This window comes from Micromonospora sp. WMMD1274, from assembly GCF_049179035.1.
Taxonomy (GTDB): domain Bacteria; phylum Actinomycetota; class Actinomycetes; order Mycobacteriales; family Micromonosporaceae; genus Micromonospora; species Micromonospora tulbaghiae.
The window spans coordinates 1,901,257-1,917,148 of record NZ_JBMHMG010000001.1 but is presented as its reverse complement, the minus strand read 5'-3'; the positions used below and the strand labels follow the sequence as shown (position 1 = coordinate 1,917,148).

The following is a 15,892-nucleotide window of genomic DNA, read 5'->3' as shown; positions in this document are numbered from 1 at the left end:
TCCAGGGGCCGGTATGGCCGCCGACATCGACGAGCAGCCGGCCGGTTACGAGCGTCTGCTCTCCACCGAGCACGCGGCGGCCATCGCCGAGGTGGCGGCCGTCGTCGCCGAACGCCGCCCCCGGCACGTGGTCTTCACCGCCCGGGGCACCTCCGACCACGCCGCGCTCTACGCGGCCTACCTGACCGAGATCCGCCTCGGGCTGCCCGCCGGGCTGGCCTCACCCAGCGCGATCACCGTCTTCGGCGCCCGGCCCGACCTCTCCGACGCGCTCGTCGTCGGCGTCAGCCAGAGCGGCGGCTCGCCCGACCTGGCCGAGGTGCTGCGGGTCGCCCGCGCCTCCGGCGCGCTCACCCTCGCCGTCACCAACAACCCCGGCTCGCCGCTGGTGGAGACCGCCGAGCTGAGCGTCGACATCGCCGCCGGCCACGAGCGCGCGGTCGCCGCCACCAAGACCTACACCGCCGAGCTGCTCGCGCTGCTCATGCTCATCGAGGGCGTACGCGCCGGCGACGGCGTGCTGCCCGCCGAGGAGCACGCCGCCCTGAGCCGTCTGCCCGAGCTGGCCGCGCAGACGCTCGCCGACGACACCCCGGCCCGGCTGGCCCCGCGTTACCGGTTCGCCGCCCAGCTCGTCACCACCGGCCGGGGGTACGCGTACCCGACCGCGCGGGAGGCGGCGCTGAAGCTGATGGAGACCTCGTACCTCCCGGCGCTCGCCTTCTCCGGCGCCGACCTGCTGCACGGCCCGCTCGCCATGACCGACCCGGACGTCCCGGTGCTCGCCGTGGTCGGCTCCGGCCCTGGCGGCACGTCCATGCGCGAGGTGCTGCCCCGCCTCGGCGAGCGCCGCGCCGACGTGGTGGTTGTCGGCTCCGCCGAGGTCGGCGAGACCCGGATGGCGGTGCCCGAGGTCGACGAGCGGTACGCGCCGCTGCTCGACATCCTGCCGCTGCAACGGCTCGCGCTGTCCCTGGCGCTGGCCCGGGGCGAGGACCCGGACGCGCCGCGCGGCTTGAAGAAGGTCACGGCGACGATGTGAGGTCCGGCGTGGCACGCTGTGGGGCGTGTCCACCCTCCGTGACCTCGCCGAGGAGCACACCGCGCTCCGACCGGCCGACATCGACCACCTGCACCGGATCGCCGGCGACTGGCAGCTGCTGTCCGACCTGTCCTTCGCCGACCTGCTGCTCTGGGTGCCGGTGGACGGTGACGGCACGTTCCTCTGCGTGGCCCAGGTCCGTCCCACCACCGCGCCGACCGCCTACCTGGACGACCAGGTGGGGCGCATCGTCGGCGGGGCCGAGGTGGCCCACCTGGAGGTGGCCCACCGGCAGGGACGGATCTGGCGCGAGGGCGACCCGGTCTGGTACGGCGACGTCCCGGCCCGCCACGAGGCGATCCCGGTCCGGCTGCGCACCGGCGACGGTGAAGCCGGCGAGGTGATCGCCGTGGTGGGCCGGGACACCAATCTGTCCACCGCGCGCACGCCCAGCCAGCTCGAACTGAACTACCTCACGACCGCCGACGACCTCGCCCAGATGATCGCCGACGGCACGTTCCCGCCGCCCCGGCACCCCGGCGAGACCACGTCGGCGCCCCGGGTCGGCGACGGTCTGGTGCGGCTCGACGCCAACGGCAAGGTCACCTACGCGAGCCCGAATGCGCAGTCCGCGTACCGCCGCCTCGGCTACGCCTCCCACCTCGTCGGCGAGGATCTGGCCAAGCTGCACCGCCGGCTCGCCGGCGACCCCCTCGAAGGCACCGACGCGGGCAACGCCGTGCTCGCCGCGCTGCGCGGCGAGGCGCCACCCCGCCGGGAGATCGACGCCCGTGGCGCCACCATGCTCACCCGGGCGCTGCCGCTGATGCCCGCCGGAGTGCCGATCGGCGCGCTGGTGCTGGTCCGCGACATCACCGAGGTACGCCGTCGCGACCGCGCCCTGATCACCAAGGACGCCACCATCCGGGAGATCCACCACCGGGTGAAGAACAACCTCCAGACCGTCGCCGCGCTGCTGCGCCTCCAGGCCCGGCGCGTCACCATGCCCGAGGCGCGGGTGGCGCTCGAAGAATCGGTACGCCGGGTCGCCTCGATCGCGCTCGTGCACGAGACGCTCTCCATGTCCAGCGACGAGGCGGTCGAGTTCGACGGCATCGTGGACCGCGTCGCCAGCGCCGCCACCGAGGTCGCCGCCACCGAGGTGAGCGTGGGCATGCGCCGCCGCGGCACCTTCGGCATCCTGCCCGCCGAGATCGCCACCTCGCTGGTGATGGTGCTCAACGAGCTGCTGCTCAACGCCGTGGAACACGGCTTCCCGCCCGCCGACGAGGACGCCGCTGCCCCCGCGCCCGCGGACGCGCTCCGGCCCGAGGCCGAGGTCACCGCGCCCCGGCCCGAGGCGGAGGTCAACGCGCCCCGGCCCGAGGTGGTGGTCACCGCGCACCGGGCCCGCAAACAGCTGCACGTCTCGGTCACCGACAACGGCCGAGGGCTGCCCGAGCAGTTCGACGCCGAACGCGGCGGCAACCTCGGCCTCCAGATCGTCCGGGCACTCGTCACCGGCGAGCTGCGCGGCACCATCGAGCTGCGTAATTGCGCCGACGGCGGCACCGAGGCCGCAATCGTCGTACCGCTGGCCCGCGGCACCACCGACCGCCTCACCGGACGAGCAGGGCCACCGTGATACCCGGCCGCGGCCACACCTGCCGCACCGTGTAGCCCGCCCGCAGCGCGTCACCCTTCGCGCCCGGCACCGCCGCCGGCGGGTCCGCGCGCCGGCCGGTGACCACCAGCCAGACCCGGTCCACCCCGGCCAGGCACCGCGCCGGGTCGTCGCACTCCACGGCCCAGAGGCTCGCGTCCTGACGCTGGTCGCGCACCACGAGCACGTCGCGCGGCAGCCTCGACTCCAGGTGGTACGCCATGCCGAGATCCGGGAACAGCCACCCGTCCCGGGGCGAGTAGACGATCGCGTCGCCGGGCCGCTGCTCGGCGCCGATGATCCCGGCCGCGCCCGCGTAGTCGACCGGTGCGCTGCGCGGCCACTCGTGGGTGCGGCGCAGCGCCGCCTGATCGGGCAGCCCGAGCAGACCCGCCAGCACCACCACCGCGATTCCCGCCGCCATCCGTCCGCGCGGCGACGTCGGTCCTTGCTCTGCTTCCGCGGGCGCGGCAGTGCGGCCGGCTGCGGCGGGTGTCGCCGTGCGCTCTGGTTCGGCGAGCGTTGCTGTGCCCGGCGTCCGGGTCGGTGCGGGAGTGACCCGCGCGGCAGCCAGGGCGGCGCCGGCCGGTACGCAGGCGAACGGCACGGTGAAGACCAGGTAGCGGGTCACCCAGAGCGGCACCATCGTTCCGGCGGCGAAGACCAGCACCACCGGCAGCAGCACGGCGGCGACCGGCAGCAGCGCCCGGCGACCCAGCCGGGCCGCGCCGAGCGCCGTGAGCGCGAGCACGAACCCGCCGACGACACCGCTCTGCGCCAGCGCGCCCGGCAGCGCCGCCAGGTCGGGCAGGCGCGCCGGGTCCACCCAGTCGAGTTGCCGTCCACGCTGTCCCCGGGCCACGAGCGCCAGGGGGGTGACGAGCACGACGACCGGCACCAGCGCCAGCAGCCACCCGGCCAGCACCCGTCGGCCGGGCGCCGCCCCCTCCCGAGCCTCGCCGGTCACGTCCTGCCGTTCCGCTTCCGGCGCGTCCGTGCCGTGCTCCCTGCTCCCGGGAGACACCCGTGGCGTTCCACCGGCGCTCGATCTCGTGGCTGGGTGGAGCGCCGCGGGTGTCTGCGGGGCGCCGTGACACCCGTGGCGTTCCACCGGCGCTCGATCTCGTGGCTGGGTGGAACGCCACGGGTGTCTGCGGCATGGCCGGCTCGCGTCGGGCATCTCGGCTCGGGACCGGCCGGGCGGATCGACGACCGCCGCGGGGCCACGTGCGGCGGTCAGCAGCACCACCACGGCGTGGGCGGCGAGCAGGGTGAGCGCGATCAGGTGGAGCAGGGCGAGCGCGGCGACGGCGAGGGCGTACCCGGCCCAGCGTCGCCAGGTCGGCCGGCGCAGCGCCCCGACCAGCAGCAGCGTGGCCAGCACGGCGAGCAGCGTCGCGAGCGCGTACGGGCGGGCCTCCTGACCGTACCGCGAGGTGACCGGCAGCACCGCGAACAGCAGCCCGGCCAGCAGCCCGGCGCGGCGGCCGACCAGCACCGCGCCGAGGCGGGCGGTGAGCGCGGCGGCCACGGCCATGGCCAGTGCCGAGGGCAGCCGCAGCGCCGTCGGCGACGTGCCGGCCAGCGCCGTCCAGCCGTGCATGAGCAGGTAGTACGGCCCGGTCGCGGCGTCGATGGTGCGGGTCATCCGGGCCAGGTCCGGTACCGGCCGGGTGGCGGCGCTCCAGGTGGCCAGCTCGTCCCGCCACGGCTGGGCGTGCCCGATGCCGGCCAGCGTCACCACGAGCGTGAGCAGTCCCGGAACCACCCACACGACCGGACCCGAACGGCCACAGGCAGACGCGGGCACGAACCTCCTCACCCCCGCAGCGTCACACGCCGGTCGCCGTCACCCCGCCCGCTCCACCAATTCCCACCCACCCGGCCCCGCCCCCACCCGGCCCCGCCCCCTCTCCCGCCCCGGGCCCTCCGCCTCCGGGCCGGTCGATCATGAAGTTGACGGCGCTCACCGTCCCTTTTGTCCCAGCCAACTTCATGATCGACGGGGCGGGTGGGTGGGGTTGAGCTTGTTGACCAAGGAGATTGCGGTCTGGGGTGGCGGGTTGGGGGACGTTAACTCCTTGATCACCGCGGGAGAGGGCGGGAGAGGGCGGGAGAGGGAGGGAGAGGGAGGGAGAGGGCGGGAGAGGGCGGGAGGGGGAGGGAGGGCGGGGGGAGGGCGACCGGTGGGGGTGGATGGGGGTCGATCTCGGGTGGGGGCCCGTGATGTGGGATCACAGGGCGGAGCTGTGGTCGGGCGGGGCGGGGTGTGGCAGCATGAGGCACATGACCGCCGCTGTCGTCCGCCGCTTCGTGGCTCGTCGCCACGTCGATTACGGCCGCGTGCGCAGCGCGATCTGTCCGGCCCACTGACGACGCCCGACCCTTCCGTCTCGGGCGCGTACTCGCGCCGGCCGTCATCGACATCGCCGTCCACGGCCCTTCCCAGGGCCGGCCGCCGCGTCCGCGCTCCAGGCACCGCAGCAGACCCATGGAGGACGCCGCGATGGCGGTCAGCAGCACCCCGACCCGTCCCGACACCCCGGCGCCTGCCGCCCGTGCGCCCCGCCGGCCACGCGGCGAGGGGCAGTGGGCGCTCGGGCACCGTGAGCCACTCAACCCCAACGAGCGGATCAAGAAGGACGACGACCCGCTGAACGTGCGGGACCGGATCGAGAACATCTACGCCCACCGCGGTTTCGCCTCGATCGACCCGCAGGACCTGCGCGGCCGGTTCCGCTGGTGGGGCCTCTACACCCAGCGCAAGGCCGGCATCGACGGCGGGCGTACGGCTGTGCTGGAGCCGCACGAGCTGGAGGACGAGTTCTTCATGCTCCGGGTGCGGGTGGACGGCGGCCAGCTCAACCTGGCCCAGCTCCGCGTGATCGCGGACATCTCCCGGGAGTTCGCCCGGGACACCGCCGACATCACCGACCGGCAGAACATCCAGTACCACTGGATCCGGGTCGAGGACATGCCGGAGATCTGGCGCCGGCTGGAGGCGGTCGGCCTGCAGACCACCGAGGCGTGCGGCGACTGCCCCCGGATCGTGCTGGGCAGCCCGGTCGCCGGGGTGGCCCGGGACGAGGTGCTCGACCCGACCCCGGCGATCGACGAGATCGTCCGCCGGTACGTCGGCGACAAGGCGTACTCCAACCTGCCGCGCAAGTTCAAGACCTCGATCTCCTGGCTGGTCGACACGCCGTACGAGGCGAACGACATCGCGTTCCTCGGCGTGGAGCACCCGGAGCACGGGCCCGGGTTCGACGTGTGGGTCGGCGGCGGGCTCTCCACCAACCCGATGCTCGCCAAGCGGCTCGGCGTCTGGGTGCCGCTGAACGAGGTGCCGGACGTGTGGGCCGGCGTGGTCGGTATCTTCCGCGACTACGGCTACCGCCGGCTGCGCAACCGGGCCCGGCTGAAGTTCCTGGTCGCCGACTGGGGCGTGGAGCGCTTCCGCGAGGTGCTGGAGAAGGAATACCTGGGCCGGACGCTGCTCGACGGTCCGGCCGCGGACCTGCCGGCGAAGCCGGTCGACCACATCGGCGTGCACCCGCAGCGCGACGGCGCGAACTACGTGGGCGCGGCCCCGGTGGTGGGCCGGGTCTCCGGCACCCAGCTCGCGCAGCTCGCCGACGTGGTCGAGGCGCACGGCAGCGGCCGGGTGCGGCTCACCCCGTACCAGAAGCTGCTCGTGCTGGACGTGGCGCCGGAGCGGACCGAGGAGCTGGTCGCGGCGCTGCGCGGGATCGGCCTGGAGGCCCGGCCGTCGGCGTGGCGGCGCGGCACGATGGCCTGCACCGGCATCGAGTTCTGCAAGCTCGCGATCGTGGAGACCAAGCGGCGCGGCGAGGAACTGGTCGCGCGCCTGGAGGAGCGGCTGCGCGACTTCGACGCGGACATCTCCATCCACCTCAACGGCTGCCCGAACGCCTGCGCCCGCACCCAGGTCGCTGACATCGGGCTCAAGGGCCAGCTCGTGGTCGGCCCGGACGGCCGGCAGGTCGAGGGCTTCCAGGTGCACCTCGGCGGCGGCCTCGGCATGGCGCAGGGGCAGACCGCCGGCTTCGGCCGCAAGCTGCGCGGTCTGAAGACCACCGCCGAGGAGCTTCCGGAGTACGTGGAACGCCTCGCCCGCCGCTACCTGGCCGGCCGGACCGAGGGTGAGACGTTCGCCAACTGGGTGATCAGAGTCGACGAGGAGGAGTTGCGATGAGCGACGCTCGGTCTGCGCCTCTCTACTGCCCGTACTGCGGGGAGGAGGACCTGCGACCGCACGAGGCCGGGCACGGCGCCTGGGAGTGCCACGCCTGCGCGCGGGTCTTCACGGTGAAGTTCACCGGCCTGCTGAGCCGGGCGGTGAACCGGTGACCGGCCTGGTCTCCGCCGCCGGCCTCGGGCTGATCGGCGCGGCCGAGCCGGCCCGCCGCGACCCGGAGGAGCTGCGCGCGCTGGCCGAGGAGGCCGGCCGGGAACTGGCGGACGCGCCCGCGCTGGAGATCGCGCGGTGGGCGGTGGAGACGTTCGGCGAGCGGTTCTGCGTGACCAGTTCGATGGCCGACGGCGTGCTGGCGCACCTGGTCTCCCGGGTCGCGCCCGGCGTCGACGTGGTGTTCCTGGACACCGGGCTGCACTTCCCGGAGACGTTGAAGGTCCGCGACGAGGTGGCCCGGCGGATGCCGGTGCGGGTGCGCTCGATCCGGCCCCGGATGACGGTGGGCCAGCAGGACGGCCAGTACGGTCCGCGCCTGTTCAACAGGTCCCCGGACGACTGCTGCCAGCTGCGCAAGGTGGAGCCGTTGGAGCGGGCGCTGTCCGGGTACGACGCCTGGGCCGCCGGGCTGCGCCGGGACGAGTCGCCGACCCGGGCGAACACGCCGGTGGTGGGCTTCGACGCGCGGCGCGGCAAGGTCAAGGTGAACCCGATCGCGGCGTGGACGCAGCGGGAGGTGGACGCCTACGTGGCCCGGTACGACATCCCGGTGAACGAGTTGTTCGCCCGCGGCTACGGCTCGATCGGCTGCTGGCCGTGCACCCGGCGGACGAAGGCGGGGGAGGACCCCCGGTCCGGCCGCTGGGCGATGTTCGAGAAGACCGAGTGCGGCCTGCACACCTGAGCGCCGGGCCACCGGTGGTGCTGGTGGCCCACGGCAGCCGTGACCCGCGTGCGGCGGAGGCGACCCGGGCGCTGGCCCGGGCCGTGGCGGACACCTGCCCCGGTCGTCCGGTGCTGCCGAGCTGGCTCGACCACACCGATCCCGGGCCGGCCGAGGTGCTGCGCGGGCTGGCCGCCGCCGGTCACTCCCGGGCGGTCCTGGTGCCGCTGCTGCTGACCGCCGCGTACCACCGGAAGGTGGACATCCCGGCGGCGGTCGCGGCGGCCGGCGCGGACATCGAGGTACGGGTGACCGACGTGCTGGGGCCGACCGGCGGCGGGGTGGACGGCGGGCTGCTGGACGGGCTGCGCCGCCGCCTGACGGAGGCGACCGGCGACGGGCCGGGCGGGCTGGACGCGGTGGTGCTGGCGGCGGCGGGCACCCGGGATCCGGCGGCGCGCGCCTCGGTGGGGCGGGTCGCCGCCGCGTTCGGCGCCGGGCTGGGCATGCCCTGCCGCGTCTCGTACGCCTCGGCGGCGCCCCCGGAGGTCGGCGGCGCGGTGACGCGACTGCGCGCGGCGGGCGCCCGCCGGGTCGCGGTGGCCGCCTACTTCCTGGCCCCGGGCCGGTTCCACGACGGGGTACGCGCGTCGGCCCGGTCGGCCGGCGCGGTGGCGGTGGCGGATCCCCTGACCGACCTGCCGGAGCTGGCGGACCTGGTCCGGCGGCGGGTGGAGGCGGTGACGGGCTGACCCGGTCCGGGACAGCAGAACGCCCCGGCCGGAATCCCGGCCGGGGCGATCAGCGTGTACGGGTCAGGCGGAGTGAGCGCGCAGCACCCGGAGGCCGCCGCGGCGCTTCACCGCGCGACGCTCCTCCTCGCTCATCCCACCCCAGACGCCGGCGTCCTGACCGGACTCCAGCGCCCACTGCAGGCACTGGTCGGTCACGGGGCAGCGCCGGCAGACGGCCTTCGCCTGCTCCACCTGCAGGAGGGCCGGGCCGGACGTCCCGATCGGGAAGAACAGCTCCGGGTCCTCGTCGCGGCAGACCGAATCGTGGCGCCAGTCCATGGCGGCAACACTCCTCATTCTTAGTGGGTGGCCAGATAACGCTTCGTTGCTATTTCTATTTGCGTCCGCATTGCCGAATGGTGACGGTCAGCATCCATCAATTCGGCGCAGCGTGAGCAGGCTGTGGGGTGCCCGGACCTGCTGGAACAGCTCAACCTAACGAGCATATCCAGGCAATGTCCCGGCAACACGAGTTCGCTTGTGAATACTTTCACGAACTACAGCGATGTCAAGGGTGACGCTCGGAAAAACTCCGAACAGTGAGCGGGCTCACCACCCATTTGTCCGGGTTTACCAGGGCTCTGGTTACCCGGCGTGCCACAGTCGATAATCAATGTAGTACGGTCTGCGTGACGTTGCTGACATTTCCGGCACCCTTCCTCGGCGTGGCGGCCACCGCACCCGCGCGGCGGGGGGTCCGCGTCAACCGACTGGGGTACCCGAGACCTAGCAGATTACTCTCAGTGCGGCCGGAACGGATGTGAATCGGACTTTCTCCCGCTCGCCGAGGTAGTCCCCGTCCAGCTGGAACGGCAGCGGCCGGTCCGAGACCAGGGTGAACTCCGCCACGTCGTGCAGCCGCAGCACCTGCTTGCCGTGCGGATCCGGCTGCCGGGAGAAGAACTGCACCGCCGTCCGGGCCGTGCTGGCCACCCGCAGCCGCCGCAGCGCGAGCACGTCGAGCCCGAGGTCGAACGACGCCTCCGGGTTCGGGTTGATCTCCCGGTCGCCCAGGTACGTCCACGGCGCGGTGTTCTGGATGATGGCGGTGGCCAGTTCCGTCGCGGGCGCCTCACCCGGGCGCTCCAGCGTGATCGACGGGTGGCGGCGGTCCGAGCCGACGAAGTACTGACTCGCGGTGGAGCGGAAGTAGAGCGCCGGGGTGGAGACGCGCCCCTTCTTACGGGCCTGTTCGACCCGGCGGATCACCGCCGCGTCCAGCCCGAACCCCGCGCAGAACGTGAAGTAGCGGTCGTCGGCCCGGCCCAGCCCGATCGTGCGGGACCGGCCCAGCCGCAGCCCTTCCAGGATCATGCTGGTGCCGTCCGGCCACTCCCGGGGCAGCCCGAGCGCGCGGGCGAACACGTTCGTCGAACCGCCCGGCACGGTGGCCAGCGCGGGCAGCCGCTCGGCCGAGGTCTGTCCGGTGCGGAACGTCGGCGGCTCCGCCGCCATCAGGCCGTTCACCACCTCGTTGACGGTGCCGTCGCCGCCGAGCGTGACGACCAGGTCGACGCCCTCCTGGGCGGCCTCCCGGGCCAGGTCCATGGCGTGGCCCCGTCGGCGGGTGTACCGCACCGACAGGTCGACTTCACTGCGCAACGCCCGGACCAGCACGTCCCGGCTGCGCTCGCTGGTGGTGGTGGCCTTCGGATTGACCACCAGGACGGCCCGCATGGGCGGCACTGTACCGCGACTACCCACCGGTATCGTGGCGCCCGTGACGATCGACTCCGACCCGCTCCCCGGCACGCTGCGCGCCGCGGTGCTCCTGCTACGAGCCCAGGCGGTGGCGCTGGGGCTGATCGCGGTGTGGCTCATCTGGTCCGACCTCACCGCCGACACGACGGATCTGACCTCGGCACTGCTGGTGACCGTCTTCGCCGTCGGCGGCGCGGTGGCGCTCTGGGCGCTCGGCGGCGCGCTGTCCCGCCGCCGTGCCGGGGCCCGCGCGCCGGCCATCGTGCTTCAGCTCATGCTGCTGCCGGTCGGCTGGTTCATGATCGAGGGCGGCATGGGCTGGCTCGGCGTGCCGCTGATGGTGCTCGGGATCGGCATGGTCGCGTTGCTGGTGAGCGGTCCGACCAACCGCGCGCTGGGCTTCGGCGAGCCGGCCCGCTGAGCGCAGACCCGGCCCGGACGCCGCCGGGCCGGTGCCGGAGAGGGGCCGGTCAGAATCCGCCGGCGCGGCGGGTCAGCAGCGAGATGGTGGCCCGGCCGCCGGACGCGTGGGCGTTCGCCCCGGTGGTCAGCGCGGTGAGCACCTTCCACGCGAACGACGACTCGGACGGGAGCGTGGCGCCCCGGACCGTCGGCACCGTCACCTCGACGGTGAGCGCGTCCTCGGTGACCGCGAAGCGGCACTCCAACTCGGCGTCGCGGGTGGCGATGGCGAGCAGCATGGCGCACGCCTCGTCGACGGCGATGCGCAGATCCTCGATCTCGTCGAGGGCGAACTGGAGCCGGGCCGCGAGCCCGGCCGTGGCGGTGCGGAGCACGCCGAGGTAACCACCGTCGGCGGGCACGGTGAGGTGGACGACGTCGTCGTCGGTCGTCGGGTGCCCGGTCAGTTGAGTCACGGCTCCTCCCCCCGGTGCGGGACTCTACCCGGTCAGAGGGCGGGCCGCGTGGGCGCGGCCGTCGCGTGCGTGGCGAGCTCGCGCAACGCGGGCCCGGCCAGCCGGTACGGGGTCCACTCGTCCATCGGCGTGGCGCCGATCGCGGCGTAGAAGCGGGCCGCCGGGTTCCAGTTGATCATCCACCACTCCAGCCGCTGGTAGCCGCGCTCCACGCAGATCGCGGCGAGCGTGGCGAGCAGCATCCGGCCCGCGCCGGTGCCCCGGGCGTCCGGGCGGACGTAGAGATCCTCCAGGTAGATGCCGTGCACGCCGGCCCAGGTGGAGAAGTTGAGGAACCAGAGCGCGAAGCCGACCGGCCGGTCCGACGGGTCGACCGCGACGTGGCCGTACAGCGCCGGGGACGGGCCGAACAGGGCCGCGTCGAGCTGTGCCGTGGTGAGGTGGCACTGCTCCGGCGCGCGCTCGTACTCGGCGAGTTCGTGCACCATGGCGACGACGGCCGGTACGTCCTCGGGACGTACCGGCCGGATCGTCGGAGTGCCGTCGGGCGACGTCACGCCTGCTTGGTCTCCCAGAAGATCTTCGAGATCTCGTCGATCTTCGCCAGCAGCTCGTCGGCCTTGGCCGGGTCGGTGCCGCCCTTGGCGCCGGCCGCGCCGGCCAGCTTGGTGGCCTCGTTGAACAGCTGGTGCAGGTGCGGGTACTTCTCGAAGTGCGGAGCCTTGAAGTAGTCGGTCCAGAGCACCCACAGGTGGTGCTTGACCAGCTCGGCCCGCTGCTCCTTGATCAGGATGGCGCGGGTGCGGAACTCCGGGTCGGTGTTGGCCTGGTACTTCTCGCAGATCATTTTGACCGACTCGGCCTCGATCCGGGCCTGGGCCGGGTCGTATACGCCGCAGGGCAGGTCGCAGTGAGCGCTGGCCGTCACCCGGGGCGTGAGGATGCGGGGAAGGCGCATCAGGGTCCTCCATGGGTTGTTTGCGATGATCCAAGACGACATTACTCCTGGAGACGCCCTCGGGGGCTGGGAGGTGACATGGCGCCCACCGGTGAACCCCCGGCTCTGCGCGGCCCGCTGGTGCCGGTGCTGGTGACCGGCCCGTCCATGTCCCCGACGCTGCGTCACGGCGACGCGGTGCTGGTCCGCACCGGAGGCCGGCCGGTACGCCCCGGGGACGTGGTCGTCGCGGTGTTCCGCAGCCGTCCGGACCTGCTCGTCGTCAAGCGGGCGGTGGAACCGCGCGACGGCGGATGGTGGTTGCGCGGCGACAACGAGTTCGTCGCCGACGACTCCCGCGCGTACGGGGTGGCCGACGTCCGGGGCCGGGTGGTGGCCCGCTGGTGGCCGCGTCCGGGACGGGTCAGGAGCAGGTAACGACCGGAGCGGATATGACCCCGCTCACATACTGGGTGCCGAAGCGTGACTATGCTCGAAAAGTGCCCGGGTGACCCCCGCACCGCCGCGCCGCCGGTCGCTGACCACCGCTGACCACGCCGGCCGGTCCGTCTGCTCGACAGATCCTGGAGTCACCATGTCTTCGTCCACCCCGGACCCCGCCGATCCCGTCTTCCGCCTGCACGTCGGCGGCAAGATGGCAGTCGCCTCCACAGTGCCGCTGACCAGCCGCGAGGACCTCTCCCTCGCGTACACCCCGGGTGTGGCCCGGGTGTGTGAGGCGATCGCCGCCGACCCCGCGCTGGCCGACACCTACACCTGGGTGTCGCACACCGTCGCCGTGGTCACCGACGGTTCCGCCGTACTCGGTCTCGGCAACATCGGCCCGCGCGCCGCGCTGCCCGTGATGGAGGGCAAGGCGGTGCTGTTCAAGCAGTTCGCCGGCGTGGACGCGGTGCCGGTCTGCCTGGACACGCAGGACGTGGACGAGATCGTCGCGACGGTCAAGGCGCTCGCGCCCTCGTTCGGCGGGATCAACCTGGAGGACATCAGCGCCCCGCGCTGCTTCGAGGTGGAGCGCCGGCTCGACGAGGCGCTGGACATCCCGGTCTTCCACGACGACCAGCACGGCACCGCGATCGTGGTGCTCGCCGCGCTGCGCAACGCCGCGACGCTGCTCAACCGCAAGCTCGGTGACCTGCGGGTGGCGGTCAGCGGCGCGGGCGCGGCCGGGGTGGCGGTCACCAAGATGCTGATTGCCGGCGGCGTCGACCCGGACCGGGTGGTGGTGTGCGACTCGCGCGGCATCATCGGCCGGCACCGCGAGCTGACCGGCACCAAGGCCGAACTGGCCGAGCTCACCAACGCCGAGGGCCGCCAGGGCGACATCACCGAGGCGCTGCGCGACGCGGACGTGCTCGTGGGCGTCTCCGGCGGCCAGATCCCGGAGGCGGCGGTGGCCGGCATGGCCCCCGGCGGCATCGTGTTCGCGCTGGCCAACCCCACCCCGGAGGTGCACCCCGAGGTGGCCGCCCGACACGTGGCGGTGGTCGCCACCGGGCGCAGCGACTACCCGAACCAGATCAACAACGTGCTCGCGTTCCCGGGTGTGTTCCGGGGCGCGCTGGACGCCGGGGCCACCCGGATCACCGACTCGATGAAGGTGGCCGCCGCCGACGCCATCGCGGGCGTGGTGGCCGAGTCGCTCACCGCCGACGCGATCGTGCCGTCGCCGCTGGACCCGCGAGTCGCACCGGCGGTGGCCGAGGCGGTCGCGGAGGCCGCCCGCCGCGACGGGGTCGCCCGCCGCTGACGTGTACGGCAAGGGGCCCGTCCTGTCGCGTTTCGCATAGGACGGGCCCCTTCTTAACCGCTGCTCAGCTTGTTACCGTGCCGATCATGCGTGCTGCCTTCGCCTCGGCCTTCGACGCCGACAACCCGCTCGCCGCGCTCGCCGTCGGCGACCGTCCCGAGCCGACCCACCCGCAGGACGACTGGGTCACCGTGCGGGTCCGGGCCAGCTCGCTCAACCACCACGACCTCTGGTCGCTGCGCGGCGTGGGCCTGACCGCCGACCAGCTCCCGATGATCCTGGGCTGCGACGCGGTCGGCACCGACCCGGACGGCAACGAGGTGGTCATCTACCCGGTGGTGCCCACCCCCGGCGACCCGCGCGGGGTCTCCATCCTCTCCGAGCACTACCAGGGCACGTTCGCCGAGCTTGTCGCCGTACCCCGGATGAACCTGCTGCCGCTGCCCGACGGCCTGTCGGCCACCGACGCGGCGTGCCTGCCCACGGCCTGGCTCACCGCCTGGCGGATGCTGACCACCAAGGGCCGGGTCGCCGACGGCGAGTCGGTGCTGGTCCAGGGCGCCGGCGGCGGCGTGGCCACCGCGGCCGTCGCGCTCGGCGTCGCGCTCGGCAAGCGGGTGTACGCGACCAGCCGCGACGCCGCCAAGCGGGAGCGGATCGCCGAGCTGGGCGCGACCGCGCTGGAGCCCGGCGCGCGGCTGCCGGAGCGGGTCGACGTGGTGATCGAGACGGTCGGCGCGGCCACCTTCGACCACTCGCTGAAGTCGGCCGCCCCGCTGGCCCGGATCGTGGTCTCCGGCGCCACCGCCGGGCACGAGCCCAAGGTCAACCTGCGGCGGGTCTTCGCCATGCAGCTGGAGATCCTCGGCACCTCGATGGGCACCCCGGACGAGCTGACCGAGCTGCTCGCGTTCTGCGCCGAGCACGAGGTGCGCCCGGTGGTCGACCGGGTGGTGCCGTTCAGCGAGATCTCCGAGGCGTTCGCCCGGCTGCACTCCGGTGAGGTCTTCGGCAAGGTGGTCGTCGACCACACCGCCTGACGTCTCAGAGCCGGTCGTCCAGGGTGGCCAGGCCGCCCCGGGCGGCGTCGGCCGGGAGGCGCTTCTTCGCCGCCGGGTCGCCGTAGAGCGTCCAGCGGAGGAACTCGACAGTGGTGTCGGCGACCACGCCCAGCGCCTTGCCGTCGCCGAGCAGCGCCCGGCCGTGGTCGCCCTTGGGCAGGCTGAGCATCGCCTTCGGCCACGGCACCGCGTCGTACACGGCCTTGCCGGCGGCGTACGACACCACCTCGTCGGCCTCGCCGTGCACGAACAACTGCGGCGCGGCGGCGCCGGCGAACGCGGTGCCCACACCGAGCGCGGTGCCGGCGAAGACGATGCCCGCGTCCAGCCGCTCGTCCCGGCCGGCGGTGAACAACCCGATCGTGGTCACACCGCCGGCGCTGTGCCCGGTCGCGGCCACCCGCTCCGGGTCCAGCCGGCCGCGCAGCGGATCGCCCGCCTTCTCGCCCAGCGCGAGCACCTGCGTCAGCACGTACGACACGTCGGCCGGCTGGTTGAGCACGTCCAGCGGGTTGCCGTCGGTGCCCCGGGAGGTGTGCGGGAAACGCGGCGCGGCGACCACGAAACCGGCCGCCGCCCAGCGGGTCAGCAGCGCCTGGTAGTCCTCCGGCCGCGCGCTCAGGCCGTGGCTGAACAGCACCACCGGGAACCGCCCGTCGGCCGCCGCGGCGGAACGCTCGACCGCGCCACCGGCCGAGCCCGCCGCCGGGTACCAGAGCGTCACCGGCAACGGCCGCTCGCCGTCGCGGTTCAGCTTCACCTGGCGTACGCCGACCGCGAAGCTCTCCGTGGGGGCCTTGCCCGCCGGTACGCGCGGAGCGGGTGTGGTGGTGGTCGGTGGGACGTCGGGTGCGGGCCGCCCGGCCGGGGCGGTGGGCTGCTCCGAGCAGCCGGTGAGGGCGGCGCCGAGCACGGCGGCGGTGAGCAGGGCGGCGGGACGACGGCGCAT

General features: G+C 73.8%; 17 protein-coding genes. 10 read left to right on the top strand and 7 right to left on the bottom strand.

The window, feature by feature from the left end:
- Positions 1–13: 13 nt before the first annotated feature.
- Entirely contained in the window at positions 14–1,042 is a 1,029-nt protein-coding gene (locus ACN27D_RS08635) for an SIS domain-containing protein (protein WP_030275110.1), read from the top strand.
- 25 nt (positions 1,043–1,067) lie between these two features.
- Complete coding sequence (locus ACN27D_RS08630; RefSeq protein ID WP_421498879.1) at positions 1,068–2,687, top strand: histidine kinase N-terminal domain-containing protein; 1,620 nt, start codon at positions 1,068–1,070, stop codon at positions 2,685–2,687.
- Here ACN27D_RS08630 and ACN27D_RS08625 read toward each other — a convergent pair.
- Positions 2,662–4,479 carry a glycosyltransferase family 39 protein gene (locus ACN27D_RS08625; protein WP_421498878.1) on the bottom strand — a complete coding sequence of 606 codons (1,818 nt, stop codon included), beginning with the start codon at positions 4,477–4,479 and terminating at the stop codon, positions 2,662–2,664. The genes ACN27D_RS08630 and ACN27D_RS08625 overlap by 26 nt on opposite strands.
- 732 nt (positions 4,480–5,211) lie before the next feature.
- Between ACN27D_RS08625 and ACN27D_RS08620 the strand changes: the two genes are divergently transcribed.
- From ACN27D_RS08620 to ACN27D_RS08605, 4 genes are read left to right on the top strand one after another with little or no spacing between them, the layout of a single operon-like run.
- Complete coding sequence (locus ACN27D_RS08620; protein WP_121686685.1) at positions 5,212–6,921, top strand: nitrite/sulfite reductase; 1,710 nt, start codon at positions 5,212–5,214, stop codon at positions 6,919–6,921.
- Complete coding sequence (locus ACN27D_RS08615; protein ID WP_120573286.1) at positions 6,918–7,076, top strand: IS1 family transposase; 159 nt, start codon at positions 6,918–6,920, stop codon at positions 7,074–7,076. The genes ACN27D_RS08620 and ACN27D_RS08615 overlap by 4 nt, the downstream gene beginning before the upstream one ends.
- Positions 7,073–7,822, top strand: a complete 750-nt coding sequence (locus ACN27D_RS08610; RefSeq protein WP_120573287.1) for a phosphoadenylyl-sulfate reductase — start codon at positions 7,073–7,075, stop codon at positions 7,820–7,822. The genes ACN27D_RS08615 and ACN27D_RS08610 overlap by 4 nt, the downstream gene beginning before the upstream one ends.
- Positions 7,804–8,553, top strand: coding sequence for a sirohydrochlorin chelatase (locus tag ACN27D_RS08605; protein WP_358176341.1), 750 nt, complete (start codon positions 7,804–7,806; stop codon positions 8,551–8,553). Before ACN27D_RS08610 ends, ACN27D_RS08605 begins: the two co-directional genes overlap by 19 nt.
- Before the next feature lie 63 nt (positions 8,554–8,616).
- Here ACN27D_RS08605 and ACN27D_RS08600 read toward each other — a convergent pair whose 3' ends face one another.
- A complete protein-coding gene (locus ACN27D_RS08600; RefSeq protein ID WP_013288358.1) occupies positions 8,617–8,874 on the bottom strand; it encodes a WhiB family transcriptional regulator in 258 nt (85 codons plus the stop codon).
- A 447-nt stretch (positions 8,875–9,321) separates the two neighbouring features.
- Positions 9,322–10,272, bottom strand: coding sequence for a diacylglycerol/lipid kinase family protein (locus ACN27D_RS08595; RefSeq protein ID WP_120573289.1), 951 nt, complete (start codon positions 10,270–10,272; stop codon positions 9,322–9,324).
- Positions 10,273–10,315: 43 nt separating this feature from the next.
- On the opposite strand from ACN27D_RS08595, the gene ACN27D_RS08590 reads away from it, so the two are divergent.
- Positions 10,316–10,717, top strand: a complete 402-nt coding sequence (locus ACN27D_RS08590; protein ID WP_120574141.1) for a hypothetical protein — start codon at positions 10,316–10,318, stop codon at positions 10,715–10,717.
- 49 nt (positions 10,718–10,766) lie between these two features.
- On the opposite strand, the gene ACN27D_RS08585 is transcribed toward ACN27D_RS08590, so the two are convergent.
- Genes ACN27D_RS08585 through sodN form a run of 3 tightly spaced genes read right to left on the bottom strand, consistent with a single transcriptional unit; the run spans position 10,767 to position 12,132 of the window.
- Positions 10,767–11,174 (bottom strand): ATP-binding protein, encoded by a 408-nt coding sequence (locus tag ACN27D_RS08585; protein WP_047894358.1) that lies wholly within the window; start codon positions 11,172–11,174, stop codon positions 10,767–10,769.
- A 32-nt stretch (positions 11,175–11,206) separates the two neighbouring features.
- On the bottom strand, positions 11,207–11,731 hold the full coding sequence (locus tag ACN27D_RS08580; protein ID WP_421498877.1) for a GNAT family N-acetyltransferase: 525 nt from the start codon (positions 11,729–11,731) through the stop codon (positions 11,207–11,209).
- On the bottom strand, positions 11,728–12,132 hold the full coding sequence (gene sodN, locus ACN27D_RS08575) for a superoxide dismutase, Ni (RefSeq protein ID WP_013288353.1): 405 nt from the start codon (positions 12,130–12,132) through the stop codon (positions 11,728–11,730). Before sodN ends, ACN27D_RS08580 begins: the two co-directional genes overlap by 4 nt.
- A gap of 78 nt (positions 12,133–12,210) precedes the next feature.
- On the opposite strand from sodN, the gene ACN27D_RS08570 reads away from it, so the two are divergent.
- The 3 genes from ACN27D_RS08570 to ACN27D_RS08560 all read left to right on the top strand — a co-directional run bounded on the left by ACN27D_RS08570 (position 12,211) and on the right by ACN27D_RS08560 (position 14,922).
- Positions 12,211–12,549, top strand: coding sequence for a S26 family signal peptidase (locus ACN27D_RS08570; protein WP_357896712.1), 339 nt, complete (start codon positions 12,211–12,213; stop codon positions 12,547–12,549).
- Between the two features lie 157 nt (positions 12,550–12,706).
- The gene (locus tag ACN27D_RS08565) at positions 12,707–13,882 is read left to right on the top strand and encodes an NAD(P)-dependent malic enzyme (protein ID WP_421498876.1); all 1,176 of its coding nucleotides are present in this window, start codon (positions 12,707–12,709) and stop codon (positions 13,880–13,882) included.
- Positions 13,883–13,968: 86 nt separating this feature from the next.
- The gene (locus tag ACN27D_RS08560; RefSeq protein ID WP_121686686.1) at positions 13,969–14,922 is read left to right on the top strand and encodes a zinc-binding dehydrogenase; all 954 of its coding nucleotides are present in this window, start codon (positions 13,969–13,971) and stop codon (positions 14,920–14,922) included.
- Between the two features lie 4 nt (positions 14,923–14,926).
- On the opposite strand, the gene ACN27D_RS08555 is transcribed toward ACN27D_RS08560, so the two are convergent.
- Positions 14,927–15,892, bottom strand: a complete 966-nt coding sequence (locus tag ACN27D_RS08555; protein WP_252454420.1) for an alpha/beta hydrolase family protein — start codon at positions 15,890–15,892, stop codon at positions 14,927–14,929.